At 53.5% G+C, this 24,457-nt stretch carries 21 protein-coding genes; 13 read left to right on the top strand and 8 right to left on the bottom strand.

The genetic code is table 11. From position 1 onward, the window contains the following. The first annotated feature begins 8 nt into the window (after positions 1-8). Together patD and ABU190_RS05040 are read left to right on the top strand one after the other, a co-directional pair. The gene (gene patD, locus ABU190_RS05045; RefSeq protein ID WP_354690602.1) at positions 9-1,433 is read left to right on the top strand and encodes an aminobutyraldehyde dehydrogenase; all 1,425 of its coding nucleotides are present in this window, start codon (positions 9-11) and stop codon (positions 1,431-1,433) included. 309 nt (positions 1,434-1,742) lie between these two features. After that, complete coding sequence (locus ABU190_RS05040) at positions 1,743-1,970, top strand: hypothetical protein (RefSeq protein WP_354690601.1); 228 nt, start codon at positions 1,743-1,745, stop codon at positions 1,968-1,970. Between the two features lie 196 nt (positions 1,971-2,166). On the opposite strand, the gene ABU190_RS05035 is transcribed toward ABU190_RS05040, so the two are convergent. Beyond that, positions 2,167-2,607, bottom strand: a complete 441-nt coding sequence (locus ABU190_RS05035; RefSeq protein WP_296416750.1) for a hypothetical protein — start codon at positions 2,605-2,607, stop codon at positions 2,167-2,169. 307 nt (positions 2,608-2,914) lie between these two features. Between ABU190_RS05035 and ABU190_RS05030 the strand changes: the two genes are divergently transcribed. The 4 genes from ABU190_RS05030 to ABU190_RS05015 all read left to right on the top strand — a co-directional run bounded on the left by ABU190_RS05030 (position 2,915) and on the right by ABU190_RS05015 (position 4,650). Continuing rightward, positions 2,915-3,211, top strand: a complete 297-nt coding sequence (locus tag ABU190_RS05030) for a hypothetical protein (protein ID WP_354690600.1) — start codon at positions 2,915-2,917, stop codon at positions 3,209-3,211. Positions 3,212-3,341: 130 nt separating this feature from the next. Beyond that, positions 3,342-3,599 (top strand): hypothetical protein, encoded by a 258-nt coding sequence (locus ABU190_RS05025; protein ID WP_354690599.1) that lies wholly within the window; start codon positions 3,342-3,344, stop codon positions 3,597-3,599. 599 nt (positions 3,600-4,198) lie between these two features. Further along, positions 4,199-4,372: a GhoT/OrtT family toxin gene (locus ABU190_RS05020; protein ID WP_064572403.1), complete on the top strand. Its 174-nt coding sequence runs from the start codon at positions 4,199-4,201 to the stop codon at positions 4,370-4,372. A 104-nt stretch (positions 4,373-4,476) separates the two neighbouring features. Beyond that, entirely contained in the window at positions 4,477-4,650 is a 174-nt protein-coding gene (locus tag ABU190_RS05015) for a GhoT/OrtT family toxin (protein WP_354690598.1), read from the top strand. 61 nt (positions 4,651-4,711) lie between these two features. On the opposite strand, the gene ABU190_RS05010 is transcribed toward ABU190_RS05015, so the two are convergent. From ABU190_RS05010 to ABU190_RS05000, 3 genes are read right to left on the bottom strand one after another with little or no spacing between them, the layout of a single operon-like run. Continuing rightward, the gene (locus ABU190_RS05010) at positions 4,712-6,883 is read right to left on the bottom strand and encodes a virulence factor SrfC family protein (protein ID WP_354690597.1); all 2,172 of its coding nucleotides are present in this window, start codon (positions 6,881-6,883) and stop codon (positions 4,712-4,714) included. Next, on the bottom strand, positions 6,880-9,861 hold the full coding sequence (locus tag ABU190_RS05005; protein ID WP_039079094.1) for a virulence factor SrfB: 2,982 nt from the start codon (positions 9,859-9,861) through the stop codon (positions 6,880-6,882). Before ABU190_RS05005 ends, ABU190_RS05010 begins: the two co-directional genes overlap by 4 nt. 4 nt (positions 9,862-9,865) lie before the next feature. After that, positions 9,866-11,242, bottom strand: coding sequence for an SrfA family protein (locus ABU190_RS05000; protein ID WP_354690596.1), 1,377 nt, complete (start codon positions 11,240-11,242; stop codon positions 9,866-9,868). Between the two features lie 280 nt (positions 11,243-11,522). Between ABU190_RS05000 and ABU190_RS04995 the strand changes: the two genes are divergently transcribed. Both ABU190_RS04995 and ABU190_RS04990 read left to right on the top strand, forming a co-directional pair. Then, positions 11,523-13,121, top strand: coding sequence for an ABC transporter substrate-binding protein (locus ABU190_RS04995; protein ID WP_079497473.1), 1,599 nt, complete (start codon positions 11,523-11,525; stop codon positions 13,119-13,121). An 11-nt stretch (positions 13,122-13,132) separates the two neighbouring features. Continuing rightward, on the top strand, positions 13,133-13,366 hold the full coding sequence (locus tag ABU190_RS04990) for a DUF2526 family protein (RefSeq protein ID WP_354690595.1): 234 nt from the start codon (positions 13,133-13,135) through the stop codon (positions 13,364-13,366). A 1-nt stretch (position 13,367) separates the two neighbouring features. On the opposite strand, the gene ABU190_RS04985 is transcribed toward ABU190_RS04990, so the two are convergent. Together ABU190_RS04985 and mddA are read right to left on the bottom strand one after the other, a co-directional pair. Then, on the bottom strand, positions 13,368-13,817 hold the full coding sequence (locus tag ABU190_RS04985; RefSeq protein WP_354690594.1) for a DMT family transporter: 450 nt from the start codon (positions 13,815-13,817) through the stop codon (positions 13,368-13,370). Continuing rightward, positions 13,817-14,332, bottom strand: a complete 516-nt coding sequence (gene mddA, locus ABU190_RS04980; RefSeq protein ID WP_354690593.1) for an L-methionine sulfoximine/L-methionine sulfone acetyltransferase — start codon at positions 14,330-14,332, stop codon at positions 13,817-13,819. Before mddA ends, ABU190_RS04985 begins: the two co-directional genes overlap by 1 nt. A 38-nt stretch (positions 14,333-14,370) precedes the next feature. Between mddA and ABU190_RS04975 the strand changes: the two genes are divergently transcribed. The 4 genes from ABU190_RS04975 (at position 14,371) to ABU190_RS04960 (ending at position 19,098) form a co-directional block, all read left to right on the top strand. After that, positions 14,371-14,943 carry a helix-turn-helix transcriptional regulator gene (locus ABU190_RS04975; protein ID WP_354690592.1) on the top strand — a complete coding sequence of 191 codons (573 nt, stop codon included), beginning with the start codon at positions 14,371-14,373 and terminating at the stop codon, positions 14,941-14,943. 70 nt (positions 14,944-15,013) lie between these two features. Beyond that, the gene (locus tag ABU190_RS04970) at positions 15,014-16,051 is read left to right on the top strand and encodes an NADP-dependent oxidoreductase (RefSeq protein ID WP_354690591.1); all 1,038 of its coding nucleotides are present in this window, start codon (positions 15,014-15,016) and stop codon (positions 16,049-16,051) included. Positions 16,052-16,310: 259 nt separating this feature from the next. Next, complete coding sequence (locus tag ABU190_RS04965) at positions 16,311-16,967, top strand: GntR family transcriptional regulator (protein ID WP_354690590.1); 657 nt, start codon at positions 16,311-16,313, stop codon at positions 16,965-16,967. Positions 16,968-17,166: 199 nt separating this feature from the next. Next, a complete protein-coding gene (locus ABU190_RS04960; protein ID WP_354690589.1) occupies positions 17,167-19,098 on the top strand; it encodes a methyl-accepting chemotaxis protein in 1,932 nt (643 codons plus the stop codon). 52 nt (positions 19,099-19,150) lie between these two features. Here ABU190_RS04960 and pqqU read toward each other — a convergent pair whose 3' ends face one another. Continuing rightward, complete coding sequence (gene pqqU, locus ABU190_RS04955; RefSeq protein WP_354690588.1) at positions 19,151-21,265, bottom strand: TonB-dependent receptor PqqU; 2,115 nt, start codon at positions 21,263-21,265, stop codon at positions 19,151-19,153. 258 nt (positions 21,266-21,523) lie between these two features. Between pqqU and ABU190_RS04950 the strand changes: the two genes are divergently transcribed. Beyond that, positions 21,524-22,585, top strand: coding sequence for a YncE family protein (locus tag ABU190_RS04950; RefSeq protein WP_354690587.1), 1,062 nt, complete (start codon positions 21,524-21,526; stop codon positions 22,583-22,585). Positions 22,586-22,646: 61 nt separating this feature from the next. Here ABU190_RS04950 and ansP read toward each other — a convergent pair whose 3' ends face one another. Further along, the gene (gene ansP, locus ABU190_RS04945) at positions 22,647-24,143 is read right to left on the bottom strand and encodes an L-asparagine permease (protein ID WP_354690586.1); all 1,497 of its coding nucleotides are present in this window, start codon (positions 24,141-24,143) and stop codon (positions 22,647-22,649) included. Positions 24,144-24,457 lie beyond the last annotated feature (314 nt).

Here is a 24,457-nt window from a genome sequence, read left to right as displayed (position 1 = left end):
ATAGCGCTATGCAACATCAATTATTTATCAATGGAGCACTGGTCGACGGCGAAGGCGAGAAACAGGCCGTGTTTAACCCGGCCACCGGCGAGGTGTTGCTGGAGATTGCCGAAGCCTCGCCTGCGCAGGTAGACGCGGCGGTGAAGGCGGCCGATGAGGCCTTCAAAACATGGGGACAGACCACGCCAAAAGCGCGCGCCGAGTGCCTGCTGCAACTGGCGCAGGTGATTGAAGACAATGCCGAAACCTTTGCGATGCTTGAGTCACTGAATTGCGGCAAACCCTTGCATTGTGTGCTGAGCGATGAAATTCCGGCGGTCGCGGATGTTTTTCGCTTCTTCGCAGGTGCCGCGCGTTGCCTGAACGGACTGGCCGCCGGGGAGTATCTGGAAGGGCATACCTCGATGATTCGCCGCGATCCGGTTGGCGTTGTGGCCTCTATCGCCCCGTGGAACTACCCGCTGATGATGGCGGCCTGGAAGCTGGGGCCAGCGCTCGCGGCAGGTAACTGTGTGGTCATTAAGCCGTCAGAAATCACGCCGCTGACGGCGCTCAAACTTGGCGAGCTGGCGCAGGATATTTTCCCGCCGGGAGTACTGAATGTGCTGTTCGGTCGGGGGAAAACCGTTGGTGATCCGCTGACCGGACATGAAAAAGTGCGCATGGTCTCGCTGACCGGCTCGATTGCCACCGGTGAGCACATCATCGGTCATACCGCCTCTTCGATTAAACGTACCCATATGGAGCTGGGCGGCAAAGCGCCGGTTATTGTGTTTGATGACGCCGATCTGGATGCGGTTGTCGAAGGCGTTCGTACCTTTGGTTTCTACAATGCCGGGCAGGACTGTACCGCCGCTTGTCGCATTTATGCCCAAAAAGGGGTTTACGATGCGCTGGTTGAAAAACTGGGTGCCGCGGTGGCGAGTCTGAAAATGGGTCCGCCGGATGATGAAACCACCGAGCTGGGCCCCCTGAGTTCCGAAGCGCATTTGGCGCGCGTCAGCAAAGCGGTGGACGAGGCTAAAGCATTAAGTCATATCCGTGTGGTGACCGGCGGCAGCAAGCGTGAGGGGGCGGGTTTCTACTTCCAGCCCACATTGCTGGCTGGGGCAAAGCAAGACGATGCGATAGTGCAACGCGAAGTCTTTGGGCCGGTCGTCAGCGTGACAGTATTCGATGATGAAGAACAGGTGCTGGACTGGGCTAATGATTCGCAATATGGCCTGGCATCGTCCGTGTGGACCAAAGATGTTGGCCGCGCGCACCGTCTCAGTGCGCGTCTGCAATATGGCTGCACCTGGGTCAATACCCACTTTATGCTGGTCAGTGAGATGCCCCACGGTGGACAAAAATTTTCGGGGTACGGCAAAGATATGTCGATGTACGGGCTGGAAGATTACACCGTGGTTCGCCACGTGATGATCAAACACTGAGCTTTTAACCCGGCTTAGCGTGAGCGTGGGAGTTACCGTTTCTGTAGCCGTTGATTCACAGGTACAGAATAATTGAGGTAATTCTCACGCTTTATAATTTCTTGTGTGTCAAAAAACGTAAAGATGGTATATTCCTGACAATGCTTAACGTGCCTTACCCGCGTAGCGTGACCAACATTAAAATAAAACCTACAAATGTACTACTGCATATCACGGCTGGGATTGTCACATTAATTTAATTAGTGCGACAAATTATCATCACATCCCGCCATTGATAATATTGCTTTTTTAGTCTCTGGGGGAAACAAAATGAGTAAAGTCGTTGTGGTACTGCTGCCTGGCGGTATCCCTGAGTATTTAACGGTTAATGATAGCGACACCACCATAACCTGGTCTGTAAACCAGACGTCAGAAGACGCGTCTGGCCTGACGTTGCCTATAGAAACCTATTTCTGTGAAGGTGAGGAGTTTCATTTTGTCCGCTATGAACCTGCGTTAAGTAACGCAGTGACCGGGCAATATTTTTTAACTGCCTGAAAACCATGCCAGTTAATTGTGCAATTGACGGGTAATCGCGTTTCATAAACGTTTTCAATAAACTTAGCAGGCTATGTGAAATAGAGCATGACCGGTGATGCGACGGCAGGGATGCACGGCGTAAAGCGTATTGCATATTAAACACGTGAAAATAAAAAAGGGCGCAGCGGCCCTTAATATTCTAATGATTCGCAGGCTAGCGTTTCAGGATGTTTTCATTATCCCGTGGAGCCCAGTCTTTTTCTGAGAAGTCATATAAAGAATAAGACTGATCGCGTAATCCATTGGCGCGTAACATTCCCCGGACATCCGCTGGCAGATTCTCATCACGAAAAAGCTCAGCTATCACAAACATTGCGTCGCTAAAGGAGAGCTGTTTAATTTCAAAGGGTTTCCAGCCAGTACGCTTGAAAATAAGATGCCACAGAGCTTCTTCCCCGGCCAGTGCCACATATGGGCTGGCATACTTCTCCCGATGACGAGACAGCAGGACTTCCAGAGTAAAAATATGTGCGACGCGTTGCTTCGCCGCAGATCCCCTGGCCGTCGTTTCGTTCGTCAGTTCCTCGTGCGTTATGTCATTGTTTTCACACACTCTGGTCTCGATGGCTTGCCATAGATCGTCAAACTTTTGCATTACTGTTACCCTGTAAGAATTAGTTACGGCATTGAGACAATACCAGAGAAATCAGCCATCCGCCAAAGCAAGCATCCGGTGAATTTATGACAAAAATGGAGGCAACCCGTTCTCTTTTTTAATGTCAATTTCACGCCAGGCTTAATCTTATGATTTATAAAAAACTTAACGTAAATCAAAAAAGAAAAATATATAACACGCAGACTGAGTGGTCTGAGAAAACAATCGGATGTTGCTTGCGATCAATATTGTCGTGGGGGGAGCGTCCTACATTGAAAGCTCATCCTCTCCTTAATGAGACGCCTCAATGAGAATCACACCGTGGGTGTTGATCATGCTGGCTGTAACCAGTGTGCTGAGCATCGAAAACAGTCTGGCTAAAACGCAGGCGTTGAGTGACGCACAGGTTAAACAAAAGGTGATTGAGGAGTCCATTGCAGCTTACCCGGGGCCATGTGCCTGTCCGTTTAATCAGGCCAGAAACGGCAGTAGCTGCGGTAAACGTAGCGCATGGAGCAAACCCGGCGGCTATGATCCTGTCTGCTATGCCAGTGAGGTGACACCGCAGATGATCAAAGACTGGCGTGAAGAACATAAACAATAGATGGCTCATGCAGCAGCGTCAGTTTTTGTGGCTAAGCGCTTAAGCCCGCCATCCTGATGTTCAGCACGTTTTAATGCCGTTTACTCTCGCTGTTATATAGTAGCGCCAGTGAGATATTCAGGACGTTAAAATGTTCGAATTTGCATGCGATAAATGCGGAAAAGCCGTGATTATCGAAGATTTGGCAGCCATCGCCAAAGATAAGGCGAGGGGAATAACCTACTGTCCCCATTGCCATGCCAGCATTGCAGACGAAAAAATTGTCGCTCATGCAAAAATCAGGGCGACTGAAATGATTCACGCCGCTCTCGATTCCCTTCAGGCGCGACGTAAGGCCCCCGGCGCAGGGTCGACCACCACCACCAGAGAACTTCAAACGCATTCTTAAACGCATTTTTCTTTCGTTGAATTACCAGAGTCAGCCTGTCATGTCCTTTGAAGGCAGACTGGGATGCCATAGTGTATGTTTCAGGGTCGAACAAGGGAGGTTTTCATGGTCAGGCGTGCTTTCGTGAGTTTTTTCCTGTTTTGCGCATTTGCCGCAAACGCTGCTAATGGCGGAAATGGGGGGGACGGGGGAAACGGTTCTGATGGAGGCAACGGAACGGATGGTACGGCTGGCGTCAGCGCTGCGGGCCGCTCGGGTTGTCCGGGTGGCACAGATCCAGATCGGTCGGGAAAATTTTATCTTCCGGGTACAAAAGAGCAATGCAATCCCGGCAAGCAGGATGCAATGAAAAGCGCCAGGCAATAGTGTTGATGCGGGCTGATTTGCATCCAGTGATGGCCCGGCTTCGCCACGCGGGCATTACGAATACGGGTAAAATGCAGTAACGAGAAGCGACGGTCGCGCGTTGCCAGTCCGTAAAATCAGGGTCACGTCAATTTCCCCCTCGTGATAAAGCGCACAATTAGTGAAAAAACTTGATAAATGTCAATAAAAGCGGCATATTGCGCCCGTTTTGTTATCACAGGGTTAGTGTGGCTATGTCGCTTTATCAAAAAATGCTGGTTTTTTACGCAATTATGGCGCTGCTTTGCGCAATTATTACCTGGTTTTTATCCAGCGACCGTAAACGGATCCGTTTTCTGAGCGCGTTTCTGGTGGGCTCAACGTGGCCGATGAGCTTCCCGGTGGCCTTACTGGTCTCACTGTTTTGATCTTTTGATAAAGAGTGACGCAAGGCGTGACCGGTTAAACAAAAATAACCTTAAAAAATGTGCAACATAGTCTGCGTATGTTTTCCATGGAAAGGAGGCGGACGATGGACTTGTTCATTAAGATGTTAATATTTTATGCCGTGATGGCATTACTGACGGGCGTAGCGACCTGGTTTTTATCCAAAGAGACTCGCCGGATCAAAACGCTCAGCGCGTGCTTAGTCGGCGCAACATGGCCGATAAGTTTCCCGGTTGCCCTGGTGTTCTCATTTTTTTAGCATACTGAGCGCGTGTAAAGCGATAAGGCCCGACCCACCTTTTATGGTGGCCGGGTCTTTTTTATGGCAGCAGCGTTTTGAGTTTCTTGCGCGCGGTGGGAGAAATATCATGCGGATGGCTATAACCCATGTTTTCCACTGACCGGGTATAGAGAGCGACCAGCCAGTCGTAAACATAGCGCGTTGCAGCATGAACAGGTTGTTCGCCTAAACGCGTTAACCGTTCCGTCGAGCCAGAACTCGCGGAGGCGAACACAGCGCTGCCTTTCTGCACGCGGCTGGCAGGGCGCTGCGCTTCCGGAACATCGGCATAACCCAGCCAGGCGACAAAATTACCAATAGCGGCGTACAACTGCGCCGCAGAAGCGGTATCGCGCTGCATAATCTTCTGCAACTGCTCCGGCATATTCAGTCGGTAGCTACTGATGATGATGATTTCCGCCATCTGCCGCACCGTGGCGGACGAGAGGCCAAGCCGGGCGGCGTTCTCATCATTACGACTCCACTGACGCAAGTGGTTGATCCACATCGCGTGCGCCTGTTGGCCCGCATCACGCGCCACTTGAGGCTGTTCGCTGCTCTCTGCCGCCTCGCCAAACAGGTCGATGGCATCGTTAAACAAGCCGCTGACCTGTTCTTCGCGCGGTTGCTGAACCTTCCACAGAGAGTCAAATTGCTGCATATCCGGGAGCAGGCCTTCCAGCAATTCGCCATGACGCGCCGCATGGGTCTGCAACTCACGCACGACCGCCTCTGCGCGGGTACGCTGAGCGGCATTCTCTTTTGCGGGGGCAATAAGCCAGGCCTGCATCAGATCGCGCAGCGCCAGTTGATGACGTTCGCGCAGGGATTTGAAGCGATGCTGACGCAGCGCCGGGGCGGTTGCCTGGGCGAGCCACTCAAGAACCCGTTGTAAACTGCTGGCATCCAGCGCCTGCAGCGTACCCCAGTGCTGGCCCGGTTTCCCGACCAGTTGTTGCACCATTTCATCGAGATTCTGCCCGCTGGTAAAACGGGCATCGTGCGGGGTGATGGTCCAGACCAGGCCAGGCAGTGCGGTCTCATGGCCCGATTGTGTCTCCTTCACCCAGTTCAGTAACGCTTTCGCCGTTGCCGTCGTGGTTGAGCGATGCGCCGTGGCATTGCAAATCAGTAAGACATCCGGCTGTAATTGCTGACGATAGCTCTCCAGCAGCCAGCGGCATTTACTGTTCCACAGCGGATGTCCCTCCTGCGGCGCCGGGGTGGGGATATCCAGAATATCCACACCGTTCAGTTCACTGTTTTCGACAGGAAGCACCAGCTCTTTGGTTAACAGCGCCAGCGTCGAAACAGGAATACTGACCGCATTCTGTAATTGATCGTCCGACCACGGATGCACTACCACCTCACCGGCAATGGCTTCATTGTCCTGTTCCGTAGGGGTGAGAAAACCTTCGGTCGGCAGGGCGAAGTTATCGACTAACAGGCTCAACGGCGCCGCCAGTTCCCGGGCGTTTCCGGTCTGGTGCAGCGTATGCGCCAGCGATAGCCATTGTTGTGTTAATTCCTGTTGCTCACCCCACAGCAGTGCCCAGGCACTGGCGCGAGCGCTCAAGTCGAGCGATGGCAGAAGGCAGGCGAACTGATACCACAGCGCGTCGTCCATATGCTGTTGTGATGACGGCACCACCGAGCGCCAGAAACGGGCAATTCCCCCGACATCTTCCGCGCTAATGCCCGGAACCGGGTTTGGCTGGCGCAGTGCGCGCCATTTTGCCAGACGACTTTCAATAACCGTCTTGTCGACGACACGCACTTCCGGCATGGCCTGCGCGTGCGCGATAAACACCTGCACCAGTTCCGCCTCGCTAATCAGACGTAAGCGCAGGGGGAAATTGTCATCAACACGCGGATTCTCGCGGCTGAAACGCAGCGCCATACTGGTCAACATATGGCCGGGGTTGAGATGGCTGAAATAATCCAGCGTCTTCTCGCCCAGCAAGACATGCAAACGTCCGTTGCCGCTGTCACACAGCGCGGCAAGTAAATGGGCTTTGGCTGCCTGAGCGTGCCCGTACAGTCCAACGGTGCAGGGCATTTTCGCGGCGCTTTCCAGCGCGGACTCCTGCGCCGTTAGCGCCGTTAAGCGCGCCAGTAGCGCGTCCGCGTCATCATCCAGCAACGGTGAAATTTGACGGTTTTCATTGATCCATGCACTGATCGCCTGGGTCGTGCTCATACTTGCACTCATTTCAGATACACACTCCCGCTGTCGATCCAGTAATGGCTGCCACTGTGGCGGCGATCGGCCAGCGTATTCAATTTGAAGGTTAACGCATCGGCGGGAACCGGCGTACCATCCTGCAGCCAGGCTTCGCTCAGAATAAACGATTCCGGCCCCTGGTGTTTATTGCCGCCGCTAAATTGCAGCCGCACATTCAACACCCCGTCGCCCGCGATGGTTTTCGCCAGGTCAGAAGAGTTAATGCTCAGCGTGTAGAGCGGGGTGGCAGGCCAGCGGGCGTTTGCCAGTTGACGAAAACCGAGCGTGACATTACCACGCAGCGGGAAATGCAGACGGGCATCCAGCTTCGCGCCCGGTTTATCCAGATCGATATCGTGATACCAGATATTCTCATCGCGCAGGGTGTTGACCACGTTATCCAACACGCCGAGATAGCGCACGGTTGAGTAGGCGCCGATGTCAGCGGCTTTAAAGTTAAAGCGCGGCAGGCGCAGATCCAGCGCCAGGCTGCACAGCATTGCCCCTACCGCCGCGGTCGATTTCGGGTTGCCGATTTTGCCTTGCTGGCTGAACGGATACCACTCATGTACGCGGTACTTATCAAGCCAGATCATGCGGTTAACCGGTACCGGCTGCAAATGGCGAATCAACGCCTGCACACCCGGCAGACAGCCAGGACGTCCGGTAATCAACAGGACATCACAACAGTAATGGCTGATGGCTTCGCAGACCGCGTGCAGCGGCGAGGCAAGAGTAAATTGCCCGGCTAGCATCGCGTCCTGTAATTCGCGGAAGTTGACCTGAATCGGCACGCTCAGCACATCAAACTCCGGCGAGCCGGCAGGGAGCGCGTGGTCGATCGCCTGTTTCAGGTAGTTCATCACGTTGCGCGTTGGCAACTGGCTCAACAGTTCGCCGAACGTGGCATACAGCCCGGCAAGCGGATCGTTGACGTCACTCTCTTCCCACGCCGCCAGAATGGCATGGCCAATGGGCATAAACAGTTGCAGGGTGGTTTGTTGGCGCAACACCGCCTGCGTATCAATACGCCCGGAGTCGCCAAACAGGGTAGCCAGCAACGAGGCGGCATCCGTAATCCCGGCTTTTTGCAACTGAGTTTGCATCGCAGGCAGCACGCAGCGCTGAATCACATCCAGCAGTACATCGTCACCCGCCACTTTAAACCCTTCACGGAACAGCAATTGCGGGGTGATTTTAACGTTGCTGCCGGTGCCATCATCAAGCTGATAATGGGTGATCGCCATATCGGTTGTGCCGCCGCCAATATCCACCGAGGCAACGCGCAGGGAGCGTCCCGGCCGCGCGCCTGGGGCTTCGGCCCGATCGGGACGGGCGAGGGAGGCAAAAAAGGTTTCTGTTTGCCCGGCGTAGCGGGAAATTGCCTCGTTATACAGCCAGACGAGTTGACCGCAACTGGCTTCGTCCCACTCCATCTGAATATGCGGAACCGGCACCACGCTTTTTTCCTGCTGCTTGCGATGCGCAAAGTCATCATCCTGCGGATGCCAGCCCATGGCTTTCCAGACCAGCGCAATGGCTTCGAACATCCGGCGGCGGAAAATTTCACGTTCCTGCTTCGGCATCGCCGACGGCAGAGTCAGAATAATGGTACGCAACTGACGCGGCGAGGCGGGAAAGCCCAGACGCAAACGGGTGGCGACGCTGTTAATCTGCCCGAGCGCCTGTGCCAGCAACTCGCACAGCATATGTGTCATCAAGGTGCTGCGACTGTATTGTGGCGAAAAGACGGGCAGGCGCTCATCGACGGGCAGGGTATACAGCGGCTGGCCTTCATCGTTCATCAGGTTCATCAGCGGAAACGCGGTTGCCAGAGGTTCGCGCTGTGTTTTGCTGTTCATCTGGCTAAAACGCCAGTCCTGTAATACCGGGGTTTCATCCCAAAGGTAACGACGCGGGCTGGAAATTCCGCTGTTGCCTTCGGTTCCCAGGCGCTGCATCGCCAGTTTGCGGGCCTCGTCGCCGACTCGCACAATAGAAGGCCAGATAAACGCGTCTTCGCGCCCGCTTTCCACCGAGAAATGCTGTTTGCCAAAGCGCGCTTCGGAGAACTCCAGGCGGCTGGTGAACAGGGGTTCATTAAGGAATTGCGGCTCACTTAAGGAGCGCACCTGCAGTTCGGCGGTCTGGCGCAGGCCATCGTTGGCATCGCCATGATCTTCAATAATGACGCCACAGGTGTGGGTATTGCCAACATCGAGAATTAAATCCACCGGGATAGCCGGGGTGCTCAGCGTGTGGGTGACAATTTTCACCTCAGGCACCAGAAGTTGCGTTCCCAGAAGGGTAAGCAGGTTCAGCCAGTGCGCCTGATATTCAAAGCTGCGCAACGCCTGGGTAATTTCACGCTCACTGCGTTGTTCGTCCTGATTGATGTGCTGAAGAAACGCTTCCCGTAACCAGCCATCTACCCAGGTCTGATCGAGAAAATCCGCCACTTCGTCATCACGCCAGGCCAGCGCGAAGCGTGTGCCGTTAAGAATATCGTTCTCTTGCGGTGCCAGCGCAGACGGGGAGTTGCCGTTGATCTGGCTGTCGAGGGCCAGGGTTACGCGGTGGGTATTCCCGGCGCCATCCGGTTCACTCAGTTTACGAATCTGTACCCGCGCCCAGTTTTCTGGCCCTTCGACGAAGGTACGCGGCGGGTTGAAGCGTAAGAACGGTATGGGCAGCCACACGCCATCGAGCACAGCCAGCGACGCGTGCAGCGACTGGGTGCTTTCCGGTTTGACCACCTCGGGCATACCGCCATTGTGCGCCGGTAGGGTATAGCGTTCATTGACCAGATCGTAATCCAGACGCAACAGTGGACCGTTCGCCGTCTTACGTACAAAGCGACCGCTTTGCGCCGACTCCTGTGGCGTCAGGCCAAAATCGAGAAACTGGACGCCACTGTTGGCGATAAGTGTGACGCTCTGTTTGTAATCACAAAGATTAACCAGCATAAAATCAGGCACCTGTTTTTCTGAAGGTCACCGCAACGGGCGTGGTATTCGCTTCAAAGCGCGCACTGCATTCCGCGATATCATTGGTTCCGGCTTTGCAGGAAATCTCCGGCATTGGATAGCGGGAACCGTCGGTGCAACGTGCCGTGCTGCGACTCTTGATCATTAAAACCCCGGTTTCGTGCAGGCCGGAGTACAGGTCGGCGCGACAGCTCAAATTATTGCCCTGAATAACGCGCGCCGTGCCTTTATTGTTCTGAATCTGAAAACGCATGGTGACATCTTTACCGGTGGCCTGGTCTTTCACGTCCATCACGACGCGCCAGTTACCATTGAGGAAACGGGTTGAGCCCGTTTTCACTTCCAGCGCGTCCATGACCAGCGCATCTTTCGGGATAGCGGTGATCACCAACGGTTTTTTCTCATGTACCACGGGTTCAGGTGTTTCCACTTTGGGCGCAATCACCTCGGCCTGATGGAGCGGCAGATTCGCATTCAGTGTTGGGATGTGACGCACAACGGCGACCGGCGCAGGTTCGGGGCTGGCCACCACAGGCGCAGACTGTACGGTTTTCGGTGCGGGGGCTTCATGTTGCTGATTTAACCATAATGGCACCGCAACTGCCGCAGCCACGGCGGCCGCAATCGGCAAAACCCACAGGCCGTAGCGGCGACGTTTTATCGCGACAGGGGCTGGCGTCGGTTCCGGCTCGGGAGCGGGCTCAGGTTCAGCAATCGGCGAGGCCATTTGCATTACCGGTTCGTCTTTCGCTACGGCTGTGCTGATTCCCGGCACAGGCGCGAGCAGCGGTTCGTCGGCGTGGCTTATCGTGACCGTGGCAACAGGCTCTTCGGCAGGTTCCGGTTCTGGTTCGATAACGGCAAGCGGCTCCGGAATATCTTCTTTGCGCAGGCATTCCAGCACATCTTCTCTGGCACTCTCATTGAGATTAACAAAGCCCCAGAAGGTGATGACCGGCTTACCGTCGACAAGAAAAACGTGGTTTTCACCGGGAAACTGCAACGCTTTTTCCAGCAGTGAACCAAACAGTTGCTGTGCTGTTTTTGGCGACTGCATGCATTTGCGGCTGAGGGTCGCGGCGCTGTCCAGGGTGCTTTCCAGGTAACGTAAGGCACGAAAGCGCGCATCTTCATCGGCGGCTTTCCAGGCCTGGGCGCGGCCTTCGACAGGGGAGTACCAGTCAACGCGGTCGCCTTCATCATTCACCTGCGGTATGGCAAGGCAGTCAACCAGCGCCTGCTGCTTACGCAGACGCAGGGCTTCACGAATTTGTAACGCCGAATCAAATACGGCCTGACCGCCGCCGCCCACGGCTTGAAAATCATCAAGATCGCCGCTGCGCAAGAGTGTTTTTGCCACGTTTTCATCCCATAGACTTTTTCACGCGTCTACTGTACGCAATGTCATCACAAACAAACGGCAGAAGAGAGCGCAAAACCATTGAATTCTCGACGCATTGAGACCATCTCATAAACCTTGACGGCAAGAAGTTCGTTTAAGCTGAATGATTAATTTAATTTTGCTGGAAAATTCAGCAAAAACAACTGGATTAGAATAACCTGATAGTGATTCGTTATTTGCCAGTTCACTTCTGCTGTGCTGAGATTAATACTCCAAATAATAAATAAGGCCCGAATCTATGTTCGCAAGGAAATCCCTGCTCGCGCTGGCGCTGAGCACGCTGTTACCTGCAGGCGCCGTGTGGGCGGCAAACAATGACACCCTTGTCTATTGCTCCGAAGCCTCGCCGGAATCGTTCAATCCGCAAATCGCCAGCTCTGGCCCATCGTTTGTCGCCAGTTCACAGGTGCTGTATAACCGTCTGGTGAACTTCGATCCGGTGAAAAACACCCCGATTCCGTCACTGGCCACCGCCTGGACAATCTCACCGGACGGGAAAACATACACCTTTACGCTGCGTCAGGGCGTCAAATTTAACAGCAATAAATACTTTAAACCGACTCGCGATTTTAATGCGGATGATGTTATTTTCTCCGTCATGCGTCAGAAAGACCCTAACCATCCTTATCATAATGTTTCGAAAGGAAATTACGAATATTTCAGCGATGTTGGGCTGGATAAACTGATTCAGGATGTCAAAAAGGTTGATGACTATCACGTTCAGTTTGTTTTGAGCGAGCCTAACGCCGCGTTTCTTGCCGACTGGGGAATGGACTTCGCCTCCATCCTCTCGGCGGAATATGCCGACGCCATGCTGAAAAAAGGGACGCCGGAGAATGTCGATAACTGGCCGATCGGTACGGGCCCGTATGTCTTACAGCAATACAAAACCGACGCGCAAATCCGCTATCTCGCAAACCCCAACTACTGGGACGGCGAGGTGCCGACAAAACACCTGATATTTGCCATCACCCCGGATGTCCAGACCCGTCTGGCGAAACTGCAAACCAACGAGTGTCAGATTATCCCGGCGCCTGCGCCGGTTCAGTTTGAGCAGATTAAAGGCAATAAAGATCTGACCCTGCACACTATCGATGCGCTGAACGTTGGCTATCTGGCGTTTAACACCGAGAAAAAACCGTTTGATAATGTCCTGGTGCGTCAGGCGTTGAATTACGCCACTGACAAAAAAGCGATTGTCGATGCGGTCTTCCTGGGGTCGGGTACCGTGGCGAAATCGCCGCTGCCGCCGAACATGCTGGGCTACAAAAAAGATCTGAAAGATTACGGCTACGATCCGGAGAAAGCCAAAGCACTGCTGAAACAGGCCGGGCTGGAGAAGGGCTTTGAAACGACCCTCTGGTCCATGCCGGTACAGCGTCCGTACAACCCGAACTCACGCCGCATTGCGGAGATGATCCAGAGCGACTGGGCGAAAGTGGGCGTGAAAGCGAAAATTGTCTCTTATGAGTGGGGCGAATATCTGGCCGGGATGCGTCGCGGTGAGCATGATACCGCGCTGTTTGGCTGGATGTCGGATAATGGCGACCCGGATAACTTTGCCGACACCCTGTTAAGCTGCGCCAGTGTGAAAAGCGGTTCAAATGCCGCACGCTGGTGCGATAAAGCGTATGATGGCCCGGTACTACAGGCTAAACTGACCAGCGATCCGGCAAAACGCGCCGGGCTTTATGGTCAGGCGCAAGAGGTCTTCTATCAGCAGGCGCCGTGGATTGCGCTGGCGAACGGTAAAACCTTCTATGCCACACGCAGTAACGTCACGGGTTATAGCGTGAGCTTAATGGGCAGTGATTTTTCGAAAGCAAAACTGAATTAACAGGGGTAGGCATGTCACATCTGGATGAGGTAATCGCCCGCGTGGACGAAACCATTGCACAAAGCGTGATTGCAAATATGAACGAGCTGCTGATTGCACTGAGCGATGATAGCGCGCTGAGCCGGGAAGAGCGTTATACCCAGCAACAGCGCCTGCGTCACGCCATCTCGCAGCATGGTCGTCAGCATAAAGAGGATATTGAAGCGCGACGCGAGCAGCTCACCAAAGGTGGCAGTATCCTGTAAATCAGAACTGGCGTCTGGCAACCAGCCAGGCGCCAATCACCAGCAGAACCGCACCGCATACCGGGCCAATCAGGGCTTTGAGTGCCACCCCCTGGCTTCTGACCACATCCATCACCAGCCCTCCAATCAACTGACTGGCTACCAACACGGCAATGGTAGTGGCGGCCCCCACGTACTGATAGCCACTGATACTGGCGAAGACAAAAAACGAACCGAGCAGGCCGGGGATCAACGTCCACCAGCGGACGGTTGCCGCCAGTTCGCTAAAGCCGGACAGGCCGTGTTTTACCAACAAGATACTGATAAACAGAACGATCCCCACCAGCGAGTTCAGCAACATGGCGATCAATATAGTGGACGACGACTGGGTGATGCGCACCATCAGGGTGTTTTGCACCACCAGGCCAATGCCAGCGGCAACCAGAAAGCAGAGGGTAAGGGTCTGATTCATCAGATAGCGTCCGGGTCCTGGCGCTGATCCAGTTGCAACTGCATAAACGTCAGATCCAGCCAGCGGCCAAATTTGGTGCCCACCTGCGGCATCTGTGCGGTAACGGTGAAACCCAGTTTCCCATGCAAATGGATAGAGGCATGGTTCTGCGACTCGATGCCTGCAACCATCACATGTTTGCCAACGCGTTTAGCCTCGTCAATCAGTCGCGCCATCAACGCCTGACCGATTTTCTTACCCTGGTGATCCGGATGGACGTAGACAGAATGCTCGACCGTGTGACGGAAACCGTCGAACGCGCGCCAGTCGCCAAACGACGCATAGCCAGTGACAACGTCACCTTCTTCGCTTATCAGTACGGGATAACCCAGTAGCGCACGTGCTTCGAACCAGGCAATCCGGTTATCCACGTCAACAGTTTTGTCATTCCAGATGGCCGCAGTGTGCACGACGGCGTGATTGTAGATCTCTGCAATTGCCGCGCAATCGTCTTTACTGGCGTAACGAATATTCATGGTTGAACCTCAGTGATTGTTCACTATAGTATTACGATATGAATACTATTACAGACAACATAAATCAACGGATCAGTGCGCGAATTCGCGTTGAACGGGAATCCCGAGGCTGGTCGCTTAGCGAACTGGCCGAGCGCGCTGGCGTCTCGCGCGCCATGATCCATAAGATTGAACGCGGGGAAAGTAGCCCTACGGCGACACTGCTTGCCCGCTTATCCGGGGCGTTTGGCATTAGCATGTCTACCCTGATTGCGCGCGCTGAGATGCAAGAAGGCAAGCTGTTGCGCTTTGGCGACCAGCCCGTCTGGCGCGACCCGCAGACGCATTATTTGCGCCGTCATATCTCGCCGCGCAGCGATCTGCCCATCGACCTGGTACAAATCGATTTACCCCCTGGCAGCAATATCCCGATGCCAGCCTCTTCTTACGCACTTGCCAGGCAATTGATCTGGCTGCAGGAGGGGGAGCTGGTCTTTATGGAGGGTGATACGCGCCATGAAATGAAAGCGGGGGATTGCCTGGAGCTCGGCCCGCCTAACGACTGTCGCTTCATTAATGAAACTGACACATCCTGTCGCTACCTGGTAGTGCGCCTTAATCCAGGCAGTTAACAATGAATGTGCATCTCCTGTTTTCCACGACTAGTATCAATAGAACTTTTCATGGGAACAGGAGAGCAACATGAAACAACAGCATGACCGCAACCGCCGTTGGGTTCTGGCCTCAAGGCCAAAGGGCGCACCGACAGTCGACAATTTTCGGCTTGAAGAAGATACCATTGCCACCCCAGGCGAAGGCCAGGTGCTGCTGCGAACCGTCTACCTTTCACTTGACCCCTATATGCGCGGCAGGATGAGCGATGCGCCATCTTACAGTCCGCCGGTGCCGGTTGATGGCGTCATGTGCGGCGCTACCATCAGTCGCGTCGTACAGTCACAGCATAACGATTTCCACGAAGGCGACTGGGTGTTGGGCTACAGCGGCTGGCAGGATTACGAGATTTCCGGCGGTGAAGGGCTCGTCAAACTCGGCGAAAATCCTGAACATCCATCGTGGTCGCTTGGCGTGCTCGGGATGCCGGGTTTCACTGCCTATATGGGGTTACTGGATATCGGGCAGCCGAAAGCGGGAGAGACGCTGGTCGTCGCTGCGGCTACAGGGCCGGTAGGGGCGACGGTCGGCCAGATAGGTAAAATCAAAGGGTGCCGGGTTGTGGGCGTTGCTGGCGGCAGTGAAAAATGTCGCCATGCGGTGGATACACTTGGTTTTGATGCCTGTCTCGATCACCATGCCAGCGATTTTGCCGAACAACTGGCGAAAGCCTGTCCACAAGGCATCGATATTTATTTCGAAAATGTCGGCGGCAAGGTATTTGATGCGGTATTGCCATTATTGAATACCGCAGCACGAATTCCGTTGTGCGGGCTGATTAGTGGTTATAATGCGACCTCTTTGCCGGAGGGTCCGGATCGTGTCCCGTTATTAATGGCGACGCTCCTGAAAAAAAGAATTCGCTTGCAGGGGTTTATTATTAGCCAGGATTATGGTCACCGCATAAACGAATTTCAGCGTGACATGTCGCAGTGGGTTAAAGAGGGGAAAATCCATTATCGCGAACAAATCACTGACGAACTTGAAAGCGCGCCAGAGACCTTTATTGGCTTACTTGCCGGGAAAAACTTCGGTAAAGTTGTGATTCGCGTCGGCGAGGATAACTAAAAATGGTGGTGACGGTGAAAACCGTCATCATAATACGTGCAAAATTTTTAAAAACGTCTTTAATTATACAAGCATAAGGAATCGACGACCTTATCGGTAACGGTTCCTGGTAGTTGTGCATAAAAAATAACATTTTGTTCTAACTTTACGCGTCAATCCAATACCAGGCATGCTTATACATAATATATCTTCACAAATTATGTTTACCGACACGCTACCAGGCTGAAAATAAATAAGAATTTGGACGGGACACAATCACATGCTTGATTTGGAAAAAGCGCAGCGGACGAGCCTTACTATGCAGGTAGAAGCCAGTCTAAAGAGTGCGCTTATTATTGGTGCGCTTAAACCTGGCGCCCGGCTCATCACGAAAGAAATTGCAGATCAATTAGGAACCAGTATTACGCCTGTCAGGGAAGCATTGTTGCGTCTTGTTTCCGCAGGGGCACTTCATGCCACACCTGCGCAAGCATTCCTTGTTCCGGACGTGGGTAAGGCACGATTCATAGAAATTAGTGATATCCGCAAAAAACTTGAAGGCATGGCTGTACGCGCTGCCTGCAAAAATATGACGGCAGGTAAAGTTCATGAATTGCGTATTCTTGCCGAGGCTTTTAGTGAGGCGGCAAAAACAGGAAATACTGAATTGACTTTGCAGTCGAATCGCGTATTTCGGTTTGCCGTATATCATTATGCGGAAATGCCCACGCTTGCCGCAATTATTGAACAATTATGGGTTCGGATTGGCCCATGCTTTAATTATCTTTATCCTTCATCACCTGAGTTATCGCGTGGATATGATTATGGCGATTTATTATCCGCATTCGAGAAAGGCGACGAAAACGGTTGCGAAAAAGCAATATACCAAACCATTGATGATGGGGCAGGCATACTGTTAAAGCAGTTCAATAGCTGAGTGATAGTTTAGTCTTGAAATCATTCAGTGCAATTTGATGATTTTTTAAATGCTCCTCACCAAAAATTTGGCAAAGGGGAGCATCATCATCACGTTTTTTGTCTTCAGCGATTATCCCTCTTAACTCCCTGGCCCGCCTGCCGATAATCGATGAGTGCTAAGTTGAGCGCTAACATTGATGTGACGCAAGGAGTTTGGGATGTCTTTTAGCCAGGGGTTGAAAAATATAACTATCAGTAAAAAGCTGTCAGTCGGGTTTGGGATTGTGCTTTTTCTGGTTGCCATTGCTACCGTTCTGAGCGTATTGCGGTTTAAAGAGATCCGCGACGTCTACGCAAAAACCAACCTGATTTATAGCGTTAACATTGAGGTCTTCCAGGCCAAGATTAACCGCCTGAAGTATCTTTATGGTGATGAGAAAGCCGGTCCGATCATGTCCGACTACGTAAAACATGCGTCGCAGCTCACCGCTAGCGCGAGTGAAATGTCATGGAATGATGACGAGAGCGCGCTATTACATACGCTGTCAGGTCATCTGGCGAACTTTGAAGCAGGATCTGCGGAAATGCAGCAGGCGACGAACGCCATGAAATCCGTTCGTGAGACCCTGGACCAGCTCGGAGCAGACGATAAGCGTGCGCGCTTTAGTACACTCATCTCCGCACCTGTGGCTGATAACGCGTTAAGCGCCCGGATTTTTGATCAGCTGATTGCCATCGGTGGGGTGCGCGATGCCGCGTTAATGGTGCGTTTTAGCCCGACGAAAGAGACGCGCAATATTCTCGATGATCGCTTCAACAAAGCGCAGGCTGGAGTACAAACGCTTTCAGGCGAGCTTCCGGCTGAGCTGGTTTCTCCGATGCAGGCATTGTGGGATGAAACCGCTCGTTATCGCGACCTGAGCATCAACTATTTTACTGCGGTTCAGGCGATCAAAACGGCTGAGGATAAAGTTAAAGTCGCTGGCGATGACAGCAGCGCTGACATCAAGAAACTGATTGCGCGGGTGAAAACCTATAACGATGCGCTGGCGGATAACTCCAGTACCACAGCAGCCATTATCGGCATTATTGCCATTCTGATTGGCGTAATTGTCTCGTGGTGGATTATTCGTCAGATCACCCGTCCTGTTGTCCATAACCTGGCGCTGGCCGAGCGTATCGCCAGTGGCGATCTCAGTTCGCAGATCACCGCACAAAGCGACGATGAACTGGGCAAACTCACCGCTGCAATGGGGCGTATGAATAGCCGTCTTCGCGAGATGATTTTTGACGTTCGTAATAGCGTGGCGCAGGTTTCCCATGCGGCAACGGAGATTGCCGAAGGCAATACCGATCTCTCTTCTCGTACAGAGCAACAGGCCGCCGCCGTCGTGCAAACGGCGGCCAGTATGGAAGAGTTAACCGCGACGGTGAAAAACAACGCGGATAACGCGCGTAATGCCAGCAGGCTTGCGGCGCAGGCTTCGGACACGGCCAGCGAAGGTGGCAACGTGATGCGCGATGTGGTGAAAACGATGAGTGATATCCACAATAGCTCAAACAAAATTGCCGACATTACCGCGGTCATCAACAGTATTGCCTTCCAGACCAACATTCTTGCACTTAACGCGGCGGTAGAAGCAGCCCGTGCGGGAGAGCAGGGGCGCGGCTTTGCGGTGGTCGCCAGTGAAGTGCGTAGCCTGTCTCAGCGCAGTTCCCAGGCGGCGAAAGATATCGAGCAACTGATTACCGAGTCGGTGTCACGCATCAATACCGGCAGTGAACTGGTGGCTAAGGCCGGGGAAACGATGGGGCAAGTGGTGCAGTCGGTCACCCGTGTTAATGACATCATGGGTGAAATTTCTTCTGCCTCTGAGGAGCAAAGCCGCGGGATTGAACAAATTGCCCGCGCGGTGGGTGAACTGGACAGTACCACGCAGCAAAACGCCGCCCTGGTGAGCGAGTCGTCAAGCGCAGCAGGTTCTCTTGAAGAGCAGGCGTTACGCCTGGAACAACTGGTTGCGACATTCCGTCTTGAGTCGGGCGCGACGCCGGTAAAATCATCGACGCCTGCCAGGCCCCAGCCGCCAGTCTCAACGCCGCGTAAACCGGCTGAGGTGACCAGCGACGACGGCTGGACGACCTTCTGATACGACAGAGGCCCGCTTTGCAAAAAGAGGGCCTCTGGTTATTCAACCGCCATCACTCAAAGCGATAAGCAACTGACAAACCTACGCCATAATTGCGCCCCGGCGCCGGTTCGTAGTAACGGTTATTGGATTCGTTAACAATCACCGATCCCACATATTCACGATCAAACAGATTATCCACGCGCCCGAACACATCCATCATCCAGTTACCGTAGTTAAATTTATAGCCGGTATTCAGGCCGACCACCGTCCAGGACGGTGCGGTTGCCGTGTTTTCGTCATTGGCGGCGATATCACTCATATAGTGCACATCCGCACCCGCATACCAGCCTTGTTCGGGGACATAGCCCAGTGATGCAAAGCCCATATTGCGCGCGATACCGGGGATCCGGTTGCCGTTGCAATTACTGTCGCCGCAGACGTCGCTGCGGTAGGTCGCATCCAGATACGTCCACGCCAGTTTTGCCCGCCAGTTTCCGGCGAACTGCTGATCGAGCGCCAGTTCCGCACCCTGACGGCGCGTTTTGCCGGCGTTTTTATAAGTGGCGCGTCCGCCGCTATTGGTATCGGTGACAATTTCGTTATCGGTATCGGTACGAAAGAGTGCTGCACTGAGTAAGCCATAACCCACGCGAGTTTTGCTGCCGATTTCGACGGTATCGTTTGTCGACGGCTTAAGGGCAAAATTGAGTCCACTTTGCCCGCCAGAACGGTAAGAGAGCTCGTTAATGGTAGGCGTTTCAAAACCACGCCCCGCTGCCGCATAGAGATTCCAGCTATCGGTCAGCGCATATTTCAGCGACCCGGCAGGCAGCCATTTGTGATAGCTGGCATCACCGCTGTCATCGCCGTTGCTCGCCGTAATATAGTGATCGTTTGAATCAAACCAGACCGAGCTATAACGCAGACCCGCATCCAGCGACAGCTTATCGGTCAACTGCCAACGGGTTTGCACATAAGGGTCGACGTTCCACATCAGGTTACGTTCGTTACGACGCAAGTTCCCCTTGCGGCCATAATCCGGCGCGCCATTGACCATCACAAAGTTTTCATAGCCTTTGCGCTGCTCGCTCATGGTTTCGTAATTCAACCCGCTGGTAATAGTCACCGGTACCAACAGTTCGCCGCGATGGGTCCAGCGGGTGTCGATCCCCTGGTAATGGCGGGTCAGGTCGATCACGCCCCCGGCGTGATGTGGGTTCAACTGGAGGGTGCGGAAATATGACTGGTACTGGGTGGTTTCCCGCTCCCCGGCGTACATCATGACACTCACATCATCCTGCGCGCTGAGCTGGCGCTCATAACGCAGCCCGGCCTGAGTCTGTTTGACCGTTTTGCGCGTGTCGAACTGTACAGCACGCGGTGACTGGCGCGGGTTATCGTGCCACTCCTCTTTCGTGAGACCGCCCGGATCGTTCGCCTTGATGTCGACACTGTTGAAAATCAGCGTCAGCTTACTGGCCTCGTCGATACGCACACCCAGTTTGGCGTTGGCGAGATTTTTACGCGCACCGCTGCGATCGCGATAGCCATGGGTGACAAAACGGGTCGAGGAGACCGTGTAATCCACATCGCCCGGCTGTGTGCCATCGCCCACCGCACCGCTGGCTTTAGTGCCATAGCGCCAGCTTCCGTAACTGCCGTAATAACTGCTGGCTTCAAGTTCCGTTGGCTGACGGCCCGTCTGGGTGGTCACATTCACCACACCGCCAGATGCATTGCCGTACAGAGCAGAGAAGGGACCGCGCAGGACGTTGATACTCTCGACACTGGTGAGATCGATATTCGAGGTTTGCCCCTGTCCGTCCGGCATGGTGGCAGGAATACCGTCGACATACATGCGGATACCGCGCACGCCGTAGGTCGAGCGGGAACCAAAGCCGCGAATGGAGAGCTGTAAATCCTGCGCATAGTTCTGGCGATTTTGCACTTGTAAGCCAGGCACGCCGCCCACCGATTCCGAGAGGTTGATTTGAGGCGTGGCATGACGAATATCGTCGCCGTTCACGACACTGATAGCCGCCGGAGTGTCGAGTTCTGAAACTGTGCGGGGTGTCGCGCTGACGATCATCGTTTGTTCATTGTCGGCCGCCAGCACGGCAGGCGCGTAGATGACCGGAAGTAACAGCGCTGGAAACGCTGTTCTTGAAAGGGCAAAAATATTCATAAATTGACCAGAATAAGAAACGAACCAAATGGGAACATGGCGTAATGTTAATATCTTTAACAATTCATGAAAACTTTAAGGGCACATTACGTTAACAAAAAGTGTAGACGTTACCGCCGATGACAGTAAAAACAGATTTAATGCTCCACATTGCACGTAATAATGATTACTATTCTCAATTAATAAGGCAGGGCTATGACCCTGGCGTCATGGAAGCATGTGAAGCAAAACTATATTTGTTTATCAAAGGGAGTCGTCATGTCTTTACGTCATTTATCTGCGCCACGTCTGCGTCGTTCACTGTTGTTAGGTTCACTGCTGCTGGCCGGGACATTTCACGCCCAGGCCAGCGAAGAGATGCTGCGTAAACCGGTCGGTAAAGGTGCCTACGAAATGGCCTGGAGCCAACAGGACAACGCGCTGTGGGTTGCTACCTCACAGAGCCGTAAAACCGATAAAGGCGGCGTGGTCTACCGTCTGGACCCACTTTCACTGGACGTGACGCTGGCTGTCCATAACGATCTCAAGCCGTTCGGTGCCGCCATTAACTCCCGGACGCAAACCCTGTGGGTGGGTAATACCACTAACGGCGCCGTCACTGCCATTGACGCGAAAACGGGCGATGTGAAAGGGCGCCTGGTACTTGATGACCGTAAGCGCAGTGAAACTGTGCGTCCGCTGCAGCCGCGTGAACTGGTGGTGGATGAAACGACTAATACCGTTTACATCAGCGGTATCGGCAATGAGAGTGTGATTTGGGCCGTAAATGGCGAAACCATGACGCTCAAATACACCATTACGGGGACCGGCAAATTCAGTACGGGTCTGGCCATCGATGCGGCGGCAAAACGCCTGTATACCACCAACGGTGACGGAGAATTGCTGACTATCGACACCGCCAGCCACAAAATTGTGACGCGTAAGAAATTGCAGGATGACGGTAAAGAACACTTCTATCTGAATCTGAGCCTGGACACCGCAGGCCATCGCGCCTTTATTACCGACTCCAAAACGCCTGAGGTTCTGGTCGTTGATCTGCGTAATGGGGCTGTACTGCAAAAGATCGCCGCGCCGGAATCCCTGGCGGTGCTGTTTAACCCGACGCGTAACGAAGTGTATGTCACACATCGTCAGGCGGGCAAAGTCAGTGTGATTGATGGCAAAACCTATAAGGTGGTGAAAACCTTCGATACGCCAACGCATCCGAACAGCCTGGCGCTCTCCGCCGATGGTCAGACGCTCTATGTCAGCGTGAAACAGGCGTCCAGCAAAGAGAAAGAGGCTACTGAGCCTGACGACATCATCCGTATTGCGCTCTAAGCGCGCATAAAAAAAGCCAGCCGGTGGAATACCTGGCTGGCTTTTATTTTTACACGTCAGATTATTTCGCGGTTTCTTCTACAAGCTCAGTGGGAGCAGCGGTAGCGTCAGCCACGACCGGCGCGGTGCTGTGAATTTCCGCTACGCGTTTACGTACACCGAACCAGCCAATCACCAGCAGCACAATCAGCAGTGGGAGACAACCGATGGTCAGGGTGCCGTTCGGGTAGTCAAACGCCATCAGAACCAGCACAGAGAAGAGGAACATCAGCGTTAACCAGGAGGTGAACGGTGCCCCAGGCATTTTAAAGCTGACTTCCGCTGCTTTGCCTTGTTTGATGGCTTTGCTCAGACGCATCTGGCAGAGCACGATAAAGCCCCACGACGCGATAATGCCCACAGATGCCTGGTTAAGAACGATTTCAAACACCTGTGCCGGAACCAGATAGTTCAGAAACACGCCCACAACGTAGACCGCCAGGGTCGCGAGGATCCCCGCGTACGGTACGTGCTGTTTGTTCATTTTGGACATGAACTTAGGCGCGGAACCCCCCATCGACATGGAACGCAGGATACGCCCCGTGCAGTACAAGCCGGAGTTCAGGCTCGACAGCGCAGCGGTCAGGACCACGATATTCATCACGTCGCCCATGTACGGCACGCCCAGTTTGGAGAAGAAAGTCACAAATGGACTCTGCCCCGGCTGATACGCCATCCACGGCAGCAGCAGAACCAGCAGCACCACGGAACCAACGTAGAACAGGCCGATACGCCAGATAACGCTATTGATCGCTTTCGGTACGGTTTTTTCCGGGTCTTTACATTCACCGGCTGCGGTACCGACAAACTCGATAGAGGCAAAGGCGAAGACCACACCCTGGATCAGAACCAGCGCAGGGAGCAGACCGTGGGGGAAGAAGCCGCCATTATCGGTGATCAGATGGAAACCCGTCGCGTTGCCGTCCAGCGGTTTACCGGATCCCAGGACGATAGTCCCGACAACAAGGAAAGCGACAATGGCCAGTACTTTGACCAGCGCGAACCAGAATTCCATTTCAGCGAACCACTTCACGCCGATCATATTCATGGTCCCGACGATGGCGAGCGCACCAAGGGCAAATACCCACTGCGGTACATCGCCAAACGCACCCCAATAATGCATATATAACGCAACGGCGGTGATATCCACGATACCGGTCATCGCCCAGTTTACGAAATACATCCAACCGGCGACATAGGCCGCTTTTTCACCCATAAATTCACGGGCATACGAGACAAAACTGCCGCTGGAAGGGCGGTGTAATACCAGCTCACCCAGTGCACGTAAGATGAAGAAAGAGAAAAGACCACAAACCAGATACACGATCGCCAGTGATGGCCCCGCCATCTGCAGACGCGCTCCGGCGCCTAAGAATAACCCCGTTCCGATTGCGCCGCCGATAGCGATCATCTGTACGTGGCGGTTGCCCATCGCTTTGTTATAACCCTCCTCGTGAGAGTTTAACCAGCGTCGTTTCGCGGCCTGATGCTCCGCCGCGTTGTTGTTGGTTGTTTTCATTGCGTTACCCGTTGACCTGTCTGAATCTTTTGGAACTTCCTCGACCCCACAGAGCAGCAAGACAATCGTTTGCTCTGTTGGGAAAGCGTTCTGTCTTTTCAATCATTCTACGTATGAATAAGACACAACATGGCGCAGCATCCTACCTGCATTTTTTTGGCGACGCAAAACATACCAGACGAAAAAACGATGGGTATGAGTTGAATTTGTGACGTAAGTGTTACTTGACAGTTTAACTGATTCAATATGGCGAAAAAGACGGCAGAAATGACTAAGCATGCAAAAGGAAAGACGATATCGGCGAGGTTGCACGG

The organism is Phytobacter sp. RSE-02, assembly GCF_040578655.1.
GTDB classification, from domain to species: domain Bacteria; phylum Pseudomonadota; class Gammaproteobacteria; order Enterobacterales; family Enterobacteriaceae; genus Phytobacter; species Phytobacter diazotrophicus.
This window is presented reverse-complemented; position numbering and strand designations above follow the sequence as displayed.